This window comes from Bradyrhizobium sp. 956_D2_N1_4 (genome assembly GCF_052076025.1).
GTDB lineage: Bacteria > Pseudomonadota > Alphaproteobacteria > Rhizobiales > Xanthobacteraceae > Bradyrhizobium > Bradyrhizobium barranii.
Map to the genome: position 1 here is coordinate 7,809,278 of NZ_CP197237.1, position 15,432 is coordinate 7,824,709.

Consider the following 15,432-nt stretch of genomic DNA (forward strand, 5'->3'; position numbering starts at 1 on the left):
CTTGTCCGGCTGCCTGCGGGCGATGATACCGATGCGATGGCTAACAGGCGGTAAATCGGGCCGCGAATCAGGCTTGGGGCTGATTTTGGGGCTGATTTTGGGGCTGCTCTTCGGACGGCTCTTGGGACGCCCCCCGGGGCGGCGGGACGTTGGCGAGATACCAGTCGCGCAGGTGAGCCAGCGCGGGATGTGCCAGCGAGCGCTGGAGGTAGGTCCAGATCCGCGGCTGGTGGCGCAGATAATGCGGCTTACCGTCGCGGCGGTTGAGGCGGGCGAAGGTGCCGAGCAGGCGCGTGTTCCGCTGCGCCGACATGATGGCGTAGAGCTCGGCGAAGCCGGCCGGATCGAAGCTCGCATCGGCCGTGCGCCGCGCCTTGATGTAGCGCGACAGCAGTGTCAGCTCGAGGTTTTCGGGCACGTCGATGCGGGCATCTTGGAGCAGCGAGACGACGTCGTAGGATCGCGGTCCGAGCACGGTGTCCTGGAAGTCGATCACACCGACGCGCGCGATGCCGGTGCGCATCCCGAGCCAGATCAGATTGGGCGAGTGGTAGTCGCGGATGATCCACGTCCTCGGCGCGGCCAGCGGTTTCTTCAGCAGCTCGCGCCACATCGCGAAAAACTCCGCGCGCTTCTCGTCGCTCAGCGGCGCATTGCGGTCGGGCAGATACCATTCCGGCATCAACCCGATCTCGATCAGCAGCGCCTCGGTGTCTAAGGCAGGAATGGTGTAGGTCTGATCCGCCAGCCGCAGCGTCTCCGGCAATGTCTTGCTGTGCAGCACGGCCAGCACGTCGGTCGCAGCTTCGTAACGTTCGGCGATCGGGCGCGGCGGATCGCCTTCGATCACGCCGTCGCTGCCGAAATCCTCGGAGATCAGGAAGCCGTGGTCGAGATCGTAATGGTGGATCGCGGGCGCTGAGACTCCCGCCACGCGCAGGCCTTCGTCGACGGCAACGAACGGCTTGATGTTCTCGGCAAGATGCACCGCCGCGCTGTAGGATTTTCCGTTGTACATCGCAGCGCCGTCGGGCCGCTGCGGAAAGTTCATGAGGATGACGATCTCGTCGTCGCGCAGCAGTCGCGCATAGGAGCGGGTCGAGGCATCACCGGCCATGTGCTTGCGCCTTGCATCCATGTAGCCGGATTCCTCGAGGAATTCCCGCAGCGCCTTCAGCCGCGCGACTTGCGCGGCGGCCTTGCCGTAACCTGTGATGTCGGCGGCGCGTGCATTCGAGCCCAGCGCCGGCCGGTGCGTCAGTGCGATGTCGATGCGGTCTTCCGGCATCGCCGACGGCGCGCGCTCCGGCCATTCGATCAGGACGAGCGTGGCATCGGGAAGCGGCGACAGGCCGATCTCCTCAAGTTCGCTCTCGTCCTCGACGCGGTAGAGATCGGCATGCATCACCGGAAACGGCGGCAGCTCGTAACCCTGCACCAGCGTGAAGGTGGGGCTCGGGACTTCCAGCGCCTCGTCGCCGGCGAGATAGCGGATCATGGCGCGCGCAGCCGCAGTCTTGCCGGCACCGAGATCGCCGGTGAGGGTGATGACGTCGCCGGGGCCGACCAGCAGCGCGAGGTCGGCCATCAATTGCGCGGTGGCCGTCTCGTTGACAAGCGCGACGGATAATGTGGTCGGTTCAGTCATTCGGCGGCGTCGCGATGCGCCGCCTGGTCGGTCGGGAAGTCGCAGATCACGACCGTGCCTCTGCCCACGATCGAATCCACCCGCACCTTGCCGCCATGCAGCTCGACGAAGGAGCGCACCAGCGACAGGCCGAGCCCAGCGCCGCGGTGACGCGACCCCTGCGAGCGGCTTTCGAACCAGTTGAACACCTTGTCCTTCATGTCGGCAGGTATTCCAGGCCCGGAATCTGTCACAGTGAAGACCACGCTGCGTTCGGTGCGGCGTGCGCTGATGCCGACGGTGGAATCCTGTGGAGAAAACCCGACGGCGTTGGCGAGGAGGTTATAGAGCACCTGCACCACGCGCTTCTCGTCGCCGACGAAGCTGCCGATATCGGGCGCGATCTCGACCTTGAGACGGATGCGGTCGGTGGCGAGGCGGTCCTGGATGCCCTCGGCGGCGAGCTCAATGGCCTTGCTGACGTCGACCGGGCCGAGTTCCAGCTTCATGGCGCCGGCGTCGATCGTGGCGAGATCCAGGATGTTGTTGGTCAGCGCCAGCAGGGCGTTGGTGGATTTGGTGACGTAGTCGAGATATTCGGCCTGTTTCGGCGTCAGCGGCCCGGTCGAGGGATCGCTGAGGAAATGCGCGAAGCCGATGATGGTGGTGAGCGGCGAGCGCAGCTCGTAGGAGACGTGGTGGACGAAATCCACCTTCATCTGGTCGGCGGCCTCAAGTGCCTCGTTGCGCTCGCGCAGCGCACGCTCGACATTCTCGGTGTCGGTGATGTCCTGGAACGTCAGCATGGTCGCGCCGTCATGCAGCGGACGGATCATGCCGTCGAGCACGCTGCCGTCCTTGCGCTCCAGCTTCAGCGGCACGTCGGCGCGGCTCTCGATCGAGGTGACGGCCTCGCGGATCTGCCGCCAGACTTGCGGGTCGTCGAACAGCTGATGGCACCAGCCTTCGACCGTCTGGATGTGCGGCTCGTCGCGCATGGCGTCGCTCGACAGCTTCCACATCCGGACGAAGGCCGGGTTGAACAGCTGCGCCCTGCCGTTGCTGCCGAACACCGCGACGCCCTCGGCGAGGCTGTCCAGCGTCTCGCGCTGGACGCGGATCATGCCGTCGAAGCGGCGGGCGAGCTCGAGGCTTTCGGTGACGTCGTCGAACAGATAGGTGACGCCGCCTTCCGGATTCGGCGTGGTGACGACGGATAGCGCGCGGCCGTCGGGCAGGTACCAGGTGTCCTTGGCGGCCTCGACCGCGCGATAGGCCTCGTGCAGCTTGGCCTTCCAGGCGCGGAAGTCCGGCTGCTCCGGCAGCTTGCGCGCTGCGCGGAGTTGGTCGAGCACGCTGGAATCGTCGGGATTGGCGTCGAGGAAGATGCGGTCGAGGTCCCACAGCCGGCGGTAGGAATCGTTGTAGAAGGCGAGCCGTCGCTGGCCGTCGAACACGGCAACGCCTGAGGAGAGCTGGTCGAGCGTGCGCCGATGCGCCTCCGCCATCCGCACCAGCGCCGAGCTCAACGCATCCGCCTCGCTGGCATCGATGGCGACGCCGACATTGCCGCTGCCGACATTGACCGCCCGGACGTCGTAGATCCGCCGCTCACCGCCGATCACGATCGGCAGCCGCGAGGTGAAACTGGCCGCATCCTTCAGGCCCCGCTCCATCGCGGTCCGGTCGGCACTGTCGAGCAACTCGAGCTTGCGCTGCTGGGCGTCGGTGACGCTGCTTGCCTCGGTCGCGCGCACATAGGCCGGATTGGCGTAGCTCAGCGCGCCGTTCTCGGCCTTGGCCCAGATCGGCCAGGGGGCGGCGGCGGCAAAGCCGCGCAGCATCTCGGTCTCGTCGGCAAGTGCCTTGTAACGCAGATTGGTCTCGGCCAGATCGCGCCGGAGTCCGGAGAGTTCGCGAATCCTGACAATGGCTTGGCCGCCGATGGCGCGGCCGATGGCCTCCAGCGTGTGGCCGTGTGCGGTGGTCAGCGTCAGCTGGAACCCGTCGCCTCGGTCACGCAGCGCATCGACCGCGTGATCCATTTGGAGAGCGGGCTCCGGCGGCAGCCATGTTCCGAACGCGAGGACGCGCTGGGGGGAGGAATCGCGCGGCAGCACCATGGAGATGTCGCCGGAAATCTGCGCGCGATTGTCGCCGGCCGGCCAGGAGATCAGGATCTGCGGCTCGGCGAACAGCAACGCGCCGAACCGATCGGACTGGAGTTGCAGTTCCCCGATCCGCGCGCGCAGCCGCGCCTCGTTGTTCGCCGTGCGCACGCGCGTGCGCATCAACAGGATCGCGGCCACGACCGAGAAGCCGAGCAGCGCGAGCGCGGTGGCCAGCACCGCGAGTTCCTGCCGGTTGAAGTCCAGCATTATGGAAAGTGTGTCGACGAGGTCGGCAGCCTCAGCCGGCGCAGCCGGCAGCAGCGCCGCGAGAGCGCCTCCCAACAAGCCGTTGCGCGCCAATGATGTGCACGACAGCAGCGTCCGACGCATCGACACGATCACGCCTGACATAGTTGCCCCAGATCGCACGAATTTGCGCGCGGCGACCCCCGTCGCGCGCGAATCAAACGACAATACCCCCACCGTGACTCCAGCGGTAAGAGTCCAGATCGTGAACGCAAAGGCGGTCCCACAAAAATGCCGGGCGCGCAGTTCCAATCCACGTCGTTCTTCGGGATGATTCGGCTGGAGTTGTCGTGTGTTAGCGGCCGGTCGAGCCGAAGCCGCCGGCGCCGCGATCGGTCGCGGACAATGTCGCCACGGGAACCAGCGCGGCCTGCACCACCGGCGCGATCACCATCTGCGCGATGCGCTCGCCGCGCTTGACCACGAAGGGCGCCGCGCCGTGGTTGATCAGGATCACCTTGATCTCGCCGCGATAGTCCGCATCGATCGTGCCGGGCGAGTTCAGCACGGTGACGCCGTGCTTGGCGGCAAGGCCCGAGCGCGGCCGCACCTGCGCCTCGTGGCCGGGCGGCAGCGCGATCGCGAGGCCCGTCGGCACCAGCGCATATTGGCCGGGGGCGAGCGTCAGCGGCTCGCTGTCGGGAACTGCGGCCATCAGGTCGAGGCCGGCGGCTTCGGAGGTCTGATAGGCCGGCAGCGGAAGGCCTTCGGCGTGGGCCAGTTGCTGCAGTTCGACCGTGACTTTCGTGCTCAAGATGTCGGCTCCCGGGATTTGTCGGTCACGCTCTTTGCGACATGCGCGACCAGCTCGATGGCGACCTGTTCCTTGGTCATCACCGGCCAGGAATCAACTGCGATCTCGCCGTCCTCCTCACCATTCTTGCGACTGATCAGATGCACGGTGTTGCGGTCGCCGCCCATCACGCCGGTCGCCGGCGAGACGTCGTTGGCGACAATCCAGTCGCAGCCCTTGCGGGCCAGCTTGGACTTGGCGTTGTCGATGAGGTGCTCGGTCTCGGCGGCAAAGCCGATCACCAGCGGCGGGCGCCGGTCGGTCAGCTTCGAGATCGTGGCGAGGATGTCGGGATTCTCGACCAGCTGAAGCGGCGGCATGCCGGCCGAGGTCTTCTTCAGCTTCTGCCCGCCCTCACTGGCGACCCGCCAGTCGGCGACCGCGGCCGCGAAGATCGCGATGTCGGCGGGAAGCGCCGCCTGCACCTGCGCCAGCATCTGCCGGGCCGATTCCACCCGCTTCACCGTCACGCCGGGGGGATCACCGAGATCGACCGGGCCGCTGACCAAGATCACCTCGGCGCCGGCGGCCTGCGCGGCGGCGGCGATGGCAAAGCCCTGCTTGCCGGACGAGCGGTTGGCGATGTAGCGCACCGGGTCGATCGGCTCGTGGGTGGGACCTGCGGTGATCAGCACGCGCTTCCCGGCGAGCGGGCGCGGCACCGGCGGCCGCAGCAGCCGCTCGGCGGCGGTGGCGATCTCGATCGCCTCGGACATGCGGCCGATTCCGGCTTCGCCGGCCTCGGCCATTTCGCCGGAATTCGGGCCGATCAGCACTACACCGTCACGCTGAAGCTGCGTGACGTTGCGGCGGGTCGCGGCATTGTTCCACATCAGTGGGTTCATCGCCGGCGCCAGCAGCACCTTGCGGTTGGTCGCAAGCAGGATGGCGCTGGCGAGATCGTCGGCATGGCCATTGGCCATCTTCGCCAGGAGGTCGGCGGTCGCGGGTGCGACGACGATCAGGTCGCAGTCGCGCGCCAGGCGAATGTGCCCGGCGTCGAACTCGCTCTGGGGGTCGAACAGGTCGGTGTAGACGCGCTCATGCGACAGTGCGCTGACAGCCAGCGGCGTGACGAATTGCTGCGCCGCCTTAGTCAGGACGCAACGGACCTCGATCCGGCGTTCCTTGAGCCGGCGGATCAGGTCGAGCGACTTGTAGGCCGCGATACCGCCGCCGATGATCAGGGTGACGCTGGCCTCGGGGAGAGCGCCGGTCCGTTGCGGCGTGGGGGCGGTGGATTGGGCCGGCGGCAGCGCAAACGGCGTCAGCGGCTCCTCGCGGCCCTCGATCAGCTCCCCGAGGATGACCCGGACCTCTTCTTCGACCGACCTGCGGTTTCTGGCCGAGCGAAGGCGCAAATAGGTTTTGACGCCCTCGTCGAGCTTGCGGATGGTCAGGCTTGCCATGACGCCCCTCCAGCACGGAATGATAGCGATGCTATCGTTTCCGTGATTGCAGTGCAATCATAGATTCCGGACGGCGATCAGGATTCCGATGAAGGTGGCGGCAATGATCCAGAGCGCCACGGTGCGCCAGCGGTTCTTGCGGCCTTCGCTGCGGCCCATCGCGGCGATGCTCTCCGGCGACAGCCGGATGCCTTCCCGCGTCATGGTCTCGAGCTGCTCGAGCACCGCGACCGAGCGTTGCGCGATGTCGGGCAGGCGCATCAGCACGCGGGCGAGATCGCTGCCGCCGGAGAGCGCGCCCTGCACCCGGCCGAGCGGGCCCAGATTGCGCTCGATCCATTCGCGCACCACGGGGTCGGCGACCTTCCAGATGTCGAGCTTGGGATCGAAGGCGCGCGCCACGCCCTCGACCACCACCATGGTCTTCTGCAGCAGGATCAGCTCGGGCCGCGTCGTCATGTCGAACAGACCGGTGACCTCGAGCAGCAGCGTCAGCAGCCGCGCCATCGAGATCTCTTCCGCCGTGCGGTTGTGAATGGGCTCACCGATGGCGCGGATCGCTTGCGCAAAGTTCTCGACCGAGTGGTGCGCTGGCACATAGCCCGCCTCGAAATGCACCTCGGCGACGCGGCGATAATCGCGCGTGATGAAGCCGAGCAGGATCTCGGCGAGGAAGCGCCGCTCCTTCATCCCGAGCCGGCCCATGATGCCGAAATCGACCGCGACCAGACGGCCGGCGTCATCGAGGAACAGATTGCCCGGATGCATGTCGGCGTGGAAGAAGCCGTCGCGGAGCGCGTGGCGCAGAAAACTCTGGATCACCTTGCGGCCGAGATCGGGCAGGTCGACCTGCGCCTCTGCCAGGCGCTTGTGATCGTTCAGCGCGATGCCGTCGATCCACTCCATCGTCAGCACGTTGTGCGTGGTGCGGTCCCAATCGACGGTCGGCACGCGAAAATCAGGATCGTCGCCCGTGTTCTCCGCCATCTCCGACATTGCAGCCGCTTCCAGCCGCAGGTCCATCTCCATCGCGACCGAGCGCGACATGGTGTTGATGACTTCGATCAGGCGCAAACGCCGCGCCTCGCTCGAATAGGTCTCGGCCTTGTGCGCGACGTAGAAGAAATCGGAGAGATCGCGGCGGAATCGCGAGGCCACGTTGGGCCGCAGCACTTTTACGGCGACCGGCTTGCGGATGCCGTCGCGCAAGACTTCGCCGCGATGCACCTGCGCGATCGAGGCTGCCGCGACCGGCGGGCCGAGGCTCGCGAATACGTCCTTGAGCGGACGCTCCAGCGAGCTCGCGATCGCGGCTTCCGCTTCGGCTTGCGAAAACGGCGGCAAGCGATCCTGGAGGCTTTCCAGATCACGCGCCATGACGACGCCGACGACGTCGGGACGCGTGGCCAGAAACTGCCCGAGCTTGAGATAGGCTGGGCCCATCCGGGTCAGCGCGCGCGTCAGTCGTGGTCCGTGCTTTGGACCGCGCCGTTCGACGAGGCGCGCAAGCTTCAGCGCGAGTTGCCCTGGCGGCGGCACCAGGGTCGGATCGACGGAACCGAACACGCCCTCGCGCGCAAACACGAACGCGGCGCGGATCAGGCGCGAAATGTGGGTAATGGAAGAAATCACAAACGCCAGCCCGAATGCAGTGCGACGATGCCGCCGGACAATGTCTGCCAGCCGACGCGTGCGAAGCCGGCGTCGCGGATCATGTCGGCGAAGGCGTTGGGTTTCGGAAACTTGCGGATCGATTCGACGAGATACTGGTAGGACTCGGCGTCGCCCGTGACCATGCGGCCGAGCGGCGGGATCACCTTGAACGAGAACAGGTCATAGATCCGGTCGAGCCCGGGCATCTCGACGGTGGAGAATTCCAGGCACAGGAAGCGGCTGCCGGGCTTCAGCACGCGATAGGCCTCGCGCAGCGCCAGGTCGATCCGCGGCACATTGCGAATGCCGAAAGCGATCGTATATGCGTCAAAGCTGCGGTCGGCGAAGGCGAGCGCTTCGGCATTGCCCTCGACGAAATCGACCTGGGTCTCGAGATGCCGCTTCGCGGCACGCTCGCGGCCCACGGCCAGCATCTCGGCGTTGATGTCGCACACCGTGGCATGGAAGCTGGGACCTGCCGCCTTGGCAGCGCGGAACGAGATGTCGCCGGTGCCGCCGGCAACGTCGAGCAGCGCGAACGGCCGGTCACCCCGCGGCGGGTTGAGCGCGGTGATCATGATGTCCTTCCAGACCCGGTGCAGGCCACCGGACATCAGGTCGTTCATCAAGTCATAGCGCGACGCCACGCTGTGAAACACATCGTTCACCAGCGTCTGCTTGTCCCCCAGGGGAACGTCCCTGAAGCCAAAATGCGTGGTTTCGCCCGGCCGATCCATTACTCTACTCCACTGGGCGGACCATAGCGCGGCCGCCGCAATGGCGCTATCACACCGCCCTCATAAGGTGAATGCCTGACCATGCCTGAATTGCCCGAAGTCGAGACCGTCCGCCGCGGCCTTCAGCCCGTCATGGAGGGTGCGAAAATCCTCGTCGCAGAGGCCCGCAGGCCGGATCTGCGCTTTCCCTTCCAGCCCGATTTCGTGGCCCGGCTCCAGGGGCAGGTCGTCACGGGGCTTGGCCGCCGTGCAAAATATCTCATGGCCGATCTCGCCTCCGGCGACGTGCTGCTGATGCATCTGGGCATGTCGGGCTCGTTCCGCGTCATCAAGCCGGACAACGAGGCCGCGCCGGGCGAGTTTCACTACCCGCGTGGCAAGGACTCCACGCACGACCACGTGCTGTTTCGGATGTCCTCCGGCGCCGACATCGTGTTCAACGACCCGCGCCGCTTCGGTTACATGAAAGTGATCGCGCGCAACGCGCTTGAGGACGAGCCGCTGCTGCGCGATCTCGGTCCCGAGCCGCTCGGCAACGAATTCGATGCTGCGATGCTGGCGCGATCGTGCGAGGGCAAGACGACGAGCCTGAAAGCCGCGCTGCTCGACCAGCGCGTGGTCGCCGGGCTCGGCAACATCTATGTCTGCGAAGCGCTGCATCGCTCGCATCTGTCACCGCGCCGCATTGCTGCGACACTCGCGACCAAGGGTCGCAAGGGTGTTGGCGGCGGCGAGCCGACCGATCACGCGAAGCGGCTGGTGAGTGCCATTCACACCGTGCTGAACGACGCGATCAAGGCCGGCGGATCGAGCTTGCGCGACCATCGCCAGACCTCGGGCGAGCTCGGCTATTTCCAGCACTCCTTCAAGGTCTATGACCGCGAGGGGGAGACCTGCAAGACGCCAGGGTGCGGCGGCACCGTGAAGCGATTCACCCAGAACGGCCGTTCCACCTTCTGGTGTCAGAAATGTCAGAAGTGACGTAGCACCGTAGCCCGGATGAAGCGCAGCGCAATCCGGGTCCAGCCTCTCCGCGGAGAGACTTTCCCGGATTTCGCTTCGCTTCATCCGGGCTACAAGAAGCCGCGCTTGCAATGACGGGTGGATGGAGCGTCCCAAAAACGCGAAGCGAAGCAATCCGGCCGGGCTGGTGGCCGGATTGCTTCGTCGTTTGGACTCTTCAACCGGATAAGTGAAGAGGCCGCCTGTCGTCGGAGCGATCGCCCCGCTCAGGACGCCAGTGTCGTGGTCTCGTCCGCTGAACGCTCGGTGGCGGCGTGCAGCATCCCGTCCGCGACCGAGATGACCTGGTCGATCAGGACGTTGGTCGTGGCTTCGAGCTCGAGACGGGTCTCGATCCAGCGCCAGAGGCCGCGGATCTCGTCCGCCGACTTGCCGTTCGGCGCGAATTCGCTGACGGCGAGGCCGCTCGCGAGCGAGTCCTGGTGGTCGTTGCGCATCACAATCAGCGGGCGCGCGAGCACCTCGGCGAGATCGAGCGCGGCTTCCTCGGCGAGGGTGTTGGCGGCGTTGTCGATGCGCTGGCCACGGATCGGCGCCTGGTTCAGCACGAAGCCGTAGGGCCGCTTCCAGGCGCGCGCGACGCTCAGCGTCGAAACGGTCGCCTCGATGTCGGCAACGCTCGGGCGAGCCGGAATCAGGCAGAGGTCGGAATGGCGGATCGCGGCGGTGGTCGCGGCGCTGAGGCCGGCCGCGGTGTCGACGATCGCGAGCTGCAGGCCGCTGTCGGCCAGCATCTTCAGGCGCGGCGCGATGTCGGCGGCGTGATAGATCGGCTCGACGACGAGATCGTCAGCGTGGCGGCGACGCAGCCAGTTGGACAGGGTACCCTGCGGGTCGGTTTCGATCAGGCGGACGGTGAAGCCGGCCTGCTTGGCCGCCAGCGCGAGGCCGATGGCAAGCGTGCTCTTGCCACTGCCACCCTTTTGGGTGGCCAGTACGATCGTGTGCATGGAAAGTTGAATCCTTTGGAATGCTTGGGTCTGTGGGGTAACGCCACGCGAACGTGCATCGCTTCTCGATGCTGAGCTCTACTCGCTCAGGACGTGCCCTGCCCGATCCAAAGGGGACCGCGGATGTCCGAATCAACGGTAACGATGATGGCAGAATCGGGAATGCCAGCTAATCCGTACCAATACTGGACCCGTAGTCGCGCGTATGATGTGCTTGCCGCCGTGAATAAAAGGGGCAGGCGGCATGGGCGGAAACTGGCGCGACCGGACGGCAACGATCTTTGAATGCCAGAAGATGCCGGCGGTCTCGAGCCGCGGCATGGTGGTCAGCAACCATCCGCTGGCCTCAAGCGCCGGCGCCGAGATGCTGGCCGCGGGCGGCAACGCCATCGACGCCGCGATCGCGACCCTGTTCACGCTGACCGTGGTCGAGCCGATGATGGTCGGCATCATCGGCGGCGGCATGGCGCATATACGTCTGGCTGACGGCAGCCACCGTTTCATCGACGGGCAGAGCACCGTGCCTGCGGCGGTGCGTGACACCAGCTACACCTCCGCCCCGGGCTCGGCGCATGACGTGTTCGACACCGTCGGCAACGAGAACCTCAACGGCCCGAAGGCGGTCGCCACGCCGGGCTCGCTGAAAGCCTGGTGCGAGACGCTGCGCCGCTTCGGCACCATGAGCCTCGCGGACGTCATGCAGCCCGCGATCAAGCATGCCGCGCGCGGCTATGCGGCGACGCCGTATTTGCACGAATGCATCAGCGAGAGCGCTGCCGAGATGCGCAAGGACAAGCCGATTGCGGCGATCTATTTGCCTGATGGCGAGCCGCTCAAAGTCGGCGAACGCGTGGTGCAGGCCGAATATGCCGAGACGCTCCGCACCATCGCCGACCACGGCGAGAAGGCCCTCTATGAGGGGCCGCTCGGTGACATCCTCGTCGACTACATGGAGAAGACCGGCGGCTTCATCCGCCGCAACGATCTGACCGGCTACAAGACCGTCGAACGGCAACCGATCCGCGCCGACTATCGCGGCTGGACCATCCTTGGCCCGCCGCCACCCGCGGCCTCCGGCGTCCACATCGCGCAGATGCTGAACATTCTCGAGGGCTATGACATCGGAGATCTCGGCTTCGGTACATCAGAGACCATCCACTATCTCGCCGAAGTCTTGAAGATCGCCTTCGCCGATCGCGCCGCGGCCAGTGGCGATCCGGATTATGTCGGCGTCCCCGTGGAGCGGCTGACGTCGAAGGCCTATGCCGAGGAACGCCGCCGCGCCATCGATCCGGCGCGGGCGCAGGCCTGGGGTGCCGGCGTCTCGCAGCTCGAAGGTGCGCACACCACGCACATGACCGCGGCAGACGCGTTCGGCAACGTCGTCGCGACCACGCAGACCATCAACAATCTGTTCGGCGCCAAGATCATGATCCCGGGCCTCGGCGCCATCGCCAACAACTACATGAACCTGTTCGATCCGCGTCCCGGCCACGCGCTGTCGCTGGCGCCGGGCAAGCGCGTCACCACCTCGATGTCGCCGATGATGGCGCTGCGCGGCGGCAAGCTGCGCTATGCGCTCGGCCTGCCCGGGGAAAGCGCATCTTCCCCAGCGCGATGCAGGCGCTGGTCAATCTGATTGACCACGGCATGAGCCTGCAGGAAGCGGTCGAGGCGCCGCGCATCTGGACCGAAGGCAACGCGCTCGAAGTCGAGCAGAAGGTGCCGGAGGCCGTGCGCGCGAAGCTTGCGGGCCTCGGCCACAAGGTGCAGGCCGTTGCGACGGTGGCGGGCGGCATGAACGGCATTGCCTTCCACGACGACGGCAGCATGACCGGCGCCGCCTGCTGGCGCGCGGACGGCACGCCGGTCGGGATCTCTGGGGGGCTTGCGCGGAGCGGTGTCAGGTTCAGGTTGAGCTGACCGCGCATTCACAAGGACGGTGCGCTCGTACCTCTTGTGCAACTGACGTCGTCCAATCGCCGGCAGGTGTCGCGACCGCAAATCCAGCGGTTCGCGGTTTTCGAACCTCCGCGGTATTTTTCGGTGAGAGGCAGATGTCGCCTATGCGGCCCGATCCGCGCAGATGACGGCAAAAGCTCGGCAATGTAGGGTGCGGAACACTGGCGGCAGGCTCGTCGATCAGCGTCTGAGTAAGGCTGTGCGTATGGGCGGCGATATAAGCGGCGACTTCCTGGCTGGCGGCGGCGAGATGGGCGCTTTGACGCGAGCGTTTGACTGGTCGAGTACATCCGTGGGCTCTCCGGAAACTTGGCCCCAAAGTCTTCGAGTTACAGTGCGGCTCGTTCTAACCTCGCGGCACCCGATGTTCATTTGGTGGGGACCAGAACTCATCCAGTTCTACAACGATGCATACCGGGAGACGATGGGGCCGGAAAGGCACCCAAGCGCTTTGGGGGCGCGCGGCCGTGAGTGTTGGGCTGAGATCTGGGACATCATTGGTCCCCAGATCGAGTACGTCATGTCGGGCAAGGGGGCGACCTGGAATGAGGACCAGCTGGTGCCGGTGACTCGTCACGGCCGCCGCGAGGACGTTTGGTGGACGTACAGCTTTGGTCCAATTGATCTTGAAGGCAAGGTGGGCGGCGTGCTTGTCGTCTGCAGGGATGTCACGTCCGAGCATATGGCAAGGGAAGCGCTGAACCTCATCAATGAGGAGCTGAAGCACCGCGTCAAGAACACGCTTGCAGTGTTGAGCGCGGTAGCTGCCCAGACATTTCGCGACCCGACGAGCAAAGCCGATCTCGAAAAGTACCAGGCACGGCTCGGTGCGTTTGGACGAGCGCAGGACCTGCTGACCGCATCAAATTGGGCGGCCGCGCCACTCCACGATGTGATCGGCACTGCTCTTGCACCTTATCGGACAGGCGAAGGCCGCTTCATCGTCTCGGGTCCTCCACTCGTCGTGAAATCTCGACAAGCGCTTGCTCTGTCATTGGCGCTCCACGAGCTCGCGACCAACGCTTCGAAGTACGGTGCCCTGACCGTAGCGGGAGGCTGCGTATCGATTACATGGTCAGCCGAGGCTCAGGATGGTGAGTCAAAATTTGTCTTTGTCTGGCAGGAGATTGGCGGTCCGTCCGTATCGAAACCCGTCGGCACAGGCTTTGGCTCCAGGCTGATTTCCCGGGTGCTGAAGGACGATTTCAGCGGTTCCGTTGACGTTTCGTATGGCGCAGCCGGGCTTACATGCAGGCTGACCGCGCCCCTCGAAAATCTGGGACCTTCGCCAAAGAGCACGTGAGACCGTGCAGGAGCTGCGTGGCTCAACGGAGAGGCATTGCGTTCCGCACCGCGTCCGGGACACGAGAGAAGTGTTGTTCTCTCTCGCCTACTTCCGCACGCAGATCACGCGGACGACGGCCGCCTTCGCATCCGTCGACGTGCCGTTCGCAGTGACATCGTTCGCCTTCAGGAAATCGCGCACCGCTTCTGCAGACACCATCACCGCCTGCGAGGCCGGCACCGATGTCGCGGGCCCCGCGACCATCGCCGGCTTCAACAGCGCGACGCCGGCGAATTTGCCGTCGCCGTCGATGGCCGGGCTGCCGGAGAAGCCGACCGCCGGCGGAGGCGACAGCGCAGAGTCGCTGCTCGTGACCGGCGCCAGCGCGCCCTTGAGGCTCGACACGCCCGCAGCTCCGCCCTGGCTCTGCGGATCGGCAATACCGATGACATCGACGCTCGTCTTCGCTGTACCGCCGGTGAGGCTGAGCGGCTTCAGGCCGCGCGCGCCGTAGATGTGCAGGAGCGCGAGATCGTGCTCCTTGTCCTCGGCCAGACGGTCGGCGTTGCCATAGCCGGCAATGGTGATCGCGAGACAGCTATCGGTGACGAGGCGGTCGGTGACAATCGCACCGTCGTCGCTGACGACGATGCCGGTGCCGTATTCGACGGTCTTGCGCGGCGGCGGCCCGGCCTGCGGTCCCGTCGGAAACGCATTGAACGCGCTCGACATCGCGATCACCACCGGCTCGACGGTATTCTCGGTCGCCTGGTCGTAGAGGATCGTCATGGTGCGGACTTCGTCGCCCTTAAAGGTGCCTCGCACGTAGAATTTCTTGAGGCCCTGCAACCCCGACAGCACGAAGAAGTCGGGCTTCACCACGGTGTAGTCGACCTTGCGCCCAGACGGTTCCTTCTCCAGCTCGGCGAGTTTCGCCGTGGTCGGGTTCGCCTCCTTGCGGCGGCTCAGCAGCACCTGCACCGTGCCGGTCGGCGAAGTCCATTTCGAGCCGTTGGCATCGGTCGCCTGCTGCGGCACCAATTTGCCGGGGATGCCGAGCCGGGCGCCGCTGGTCGGCTCCATCACGATCTTCCAGCCGACGCTCTCCTGCTTCCGCCGCGCGGTCTCGGCGAGCGCGGCGCGCTCCTGCGGATTGAGCACGCCGGTCGGCTTGCCACCCTTGGCCTTCTGATATTCCTTGATCGCCTCGACCATGCGCGCGCTGACGTCGCCGGTGATGGCGCCGTTATATTGGCCGACCCAGGCGAGGTCGGACTGGAGCGACAGCCGTTCCGCCTGCGCCATCGCATCGGCCGTCGCCGACGGCGTCTGCAGTGCGGGAGGCCGGATCGGCACGGTCTGGACCGGTTTCGGCTTGGTGCCGGGGATCTCTGGCGTCGTCATCTGGGCGCTAGCGCCTGTGGCAGCCGCGAACATCAGTGTTGCCGCAAGCATCGATCTCATGACAAATCCAGCCAGCCCATTGAACGTGCTACCATTGAAGCACATCTCGTTGGTCGCGAACAATGTTGGGGTGGTTCAGGTGTTGCGCCGCCTCACCATGAGGGGCGAGAGG

At 65.8% G+C, this 15,432-nt stretch carries 10 protein-coding genes and 1 pseudogene; 3 read left to right on the top strand and 8 right to left on the bottom strand.

From position 1 onward, the window contains the following. Positions 1-67: 67 nt before the first annotated feature. The 6 genes from tsaE to ubiE form a co-directional block, all read right to left on the bottom strand. Entirely contained in the window at positions 68-1,648 is a 1,581-nt protein-coding gene (gene tsaE / locus AB7535_RS36905) for a tRNA (adenosine(37)-N6)-threonylcarbamoyltransferase complex ATPase subunit type 1 TsaE (protein ID WP_439037536.1), read from the bottom strand. Next, positions 1,645-4,149, bottom strand: coding sequence for a sensor histidine kinase (locus AB7535_RS36910; protein WP_063980160.1), 2,505 nt, complete (start codon positions 4,147-4,149; stop codon positions 1,645-1,647). The genes tsaE and AB7535_RS36910 overlap by 4 nt, the downstream gene beginning before the upstream one ends. A gap of 190 nt (positions 4,150-4,339) precedes the next feature. Further along, on the bottom strand, positions 4,340-4,798 hold the full coding sequence (gene dut / locus AB7535_RS36915; protein WP_354113233.1) for a dUTP diphosphatase: 459 nt from the start codon (positions 4,796-4,798) through the stop codon (positions 4,340-4,342). Further along, positions 4,795-6,246, bottom strand: coding sequence for a bifunctional phosphopantothenoylcysteine decarboxylase/phosphopantothenate--cysteine ligase CoaBC (gene coaBC, locus AB7535_RS36920; protein WP_354113234.1), 1,452 nt, complete (start codon positions 6,244-6,246; stop codon positions 4,795-4,797). The genes dut and coaBC overlap by 4 nt, the downstream gene beginning before the upstream one ends. Before the next feature lie 57 nt (positions 6,247-6,303). Then, a complete protein-coding gene (gene ubiB, locus AB7535_RS36925) occupies positions 6,304-7,878 on the bottom strand; it encodes a 2-polyprenylphenol 6-hydroxylase (protein WP_085405033.1) in 1,575 nt (524 codons plus the stop codon). Further along, positions 7,875-8,636: a bifunctional demethylmenaquinone methyltransferase/2-methoxy-6-polyprenyl-1,4-benzoquinol methylase UbiE gene (ubiE, locus tag AB7535_RS36930; RefSeq protein ID WP_354113235.1), complete on the bottom strand. Its 762-nt coding sequence runs from the start codon at positions 8,634-8,636 to the stop codon at positions 7,875-7,877. The genes ubiB and ubiE overlap by 4 nt, the downstream gene beginning before the upstream one ends. A gap of 81 nt (positions 8,637-8,717) precedes the next feature. Here ubiE and mutM point away from each other — a divergent pair, with 81 nt between their 5' ends. Continuing rightward, a complete protein-coding gene (gene mutM, locus AB7535_RS36935) occupies positions 8,718-9,617 on the top strand; it encodes a bifunctional DNA-formamidopyrimidine glycosylase/DNA-(apurinic or apyrimidinic site) lyase (RefSeq protein ID WP_028149815.1) in 900 nt (299 codons plus the stop codon). A 248-nt stretch (positions 9,618-9,865) separates the two neighbouring features. On the opposite strand, the gene AB7535_RS36940 is transcribed toward mutM, so the two are convergent. Next, on the bottom strand, positions 9,866-10,609 hold the full coding sequence (locus tag AB7535_RS36940) for a nucleotide-binding protein (RefSeq protein WP_439037537.1): 744 nt from the start codon (positions 10,607-10,609) through the stop codon (positions 9,866-9,868). A 244-nt stretch (positions 10,610-10,853) separates the two neighbouring features. Here AB7535_RS36940 and ggt point away from each other — a divergent pair. Both ggt and AB7535_RS36950 read left to right on the top strand, forming a co-directional pair. Next, positions 10,854-12,532: pseudogene (gene ggt / locus AB7535_RS36945) on the top strand (gamma-glutamyltransferase). 403 nt (positions 12,533-12,935) lie between these two features. Then, complete coding sequence (locus tag AB7535_RS36950; RefSeq protein ID WP_354113238.1) at positions 12,936-13,874, top strand: sensor histidine kinase; 939 nt, start codon at positions 12,936-12,938, stop codon at positions 13,872-13,874. A gap of 87 nt (positions 13,875-13,961) precedes the next feature. On the opposite strand, the gene AB7535_RS36955 is transcribed toward AB7535_RS36950, so the two are convergent. After that, positions 13,962-15,320, bottom strand: a complete 1,359-nt coding sequence (locus tag AB7535_RS36955; RefSeq protein ID WP_354113239.1) for a serine protease — start codon at positions 15,318-15,320, stop codon at positions 13,962-13,964. Between the last annotated feature and the right edge of the window lie 112 nt (positions 15,321-15,432).

Bases quoted from the DNA above. Each gene is read 5' to 3' on its own strand.
- tsaE (WP_439037536.1), bottom strand. From the start codon at position 1,648: ATGACTGAACCGACCACATTATCCGTCGCGCTTGTCAACGAGACGGCC.
- AB7535_RS36910 (WP_063980160.1), bottom strand. From the start codon at position 4,149: ATGTCAGGCGTGATCGTGTCGATGCGTCGGACGCTGCTGTCGTGCACA.
- coaBC (WP_354113234.1), bottom strand. From the start codon at position 6,246: ATGGCAAGCCTGACCATCCGCAAGCTCGACGAGGGCGTCAAAACCTAT.
- ubiE (WP_354113235.1), bottom strand. From the start codon at position 8,636: ATGGATCGGCCGGGCGAAACCACGCATTTTGGCTTCAGGGACGTTCCC.
- mutM (WP_028149815.1), top strand. From the start codon at position 8,718: ATGCCTGAATTGCCCGAAGTCGAGACCGTCCGCCGCGGCCTTCAGCCC.
- AB7535_RS36940 (WP_439037537.1), bottom strand. From the start codon at position 10,609: ATGCACACGATCGTACTGGCCACCCAAAAGGGTGGCAGTGGCAAGAGC.
- AB7535_RS36950 (WP_354113238.1), top strand. From the start codon at position 12,936: ATGTTCATTTGGTGGGGACCAGAACTCATCCAGTTCTACAACGATGCA.
- AB7535_RS36955 (WP_354113239.1), bottom strand. From the start codon at position 15,320: ATGAGATCGATGCTTGCGGCAACACTGATGTTCGCGGCTGCCACAGGC.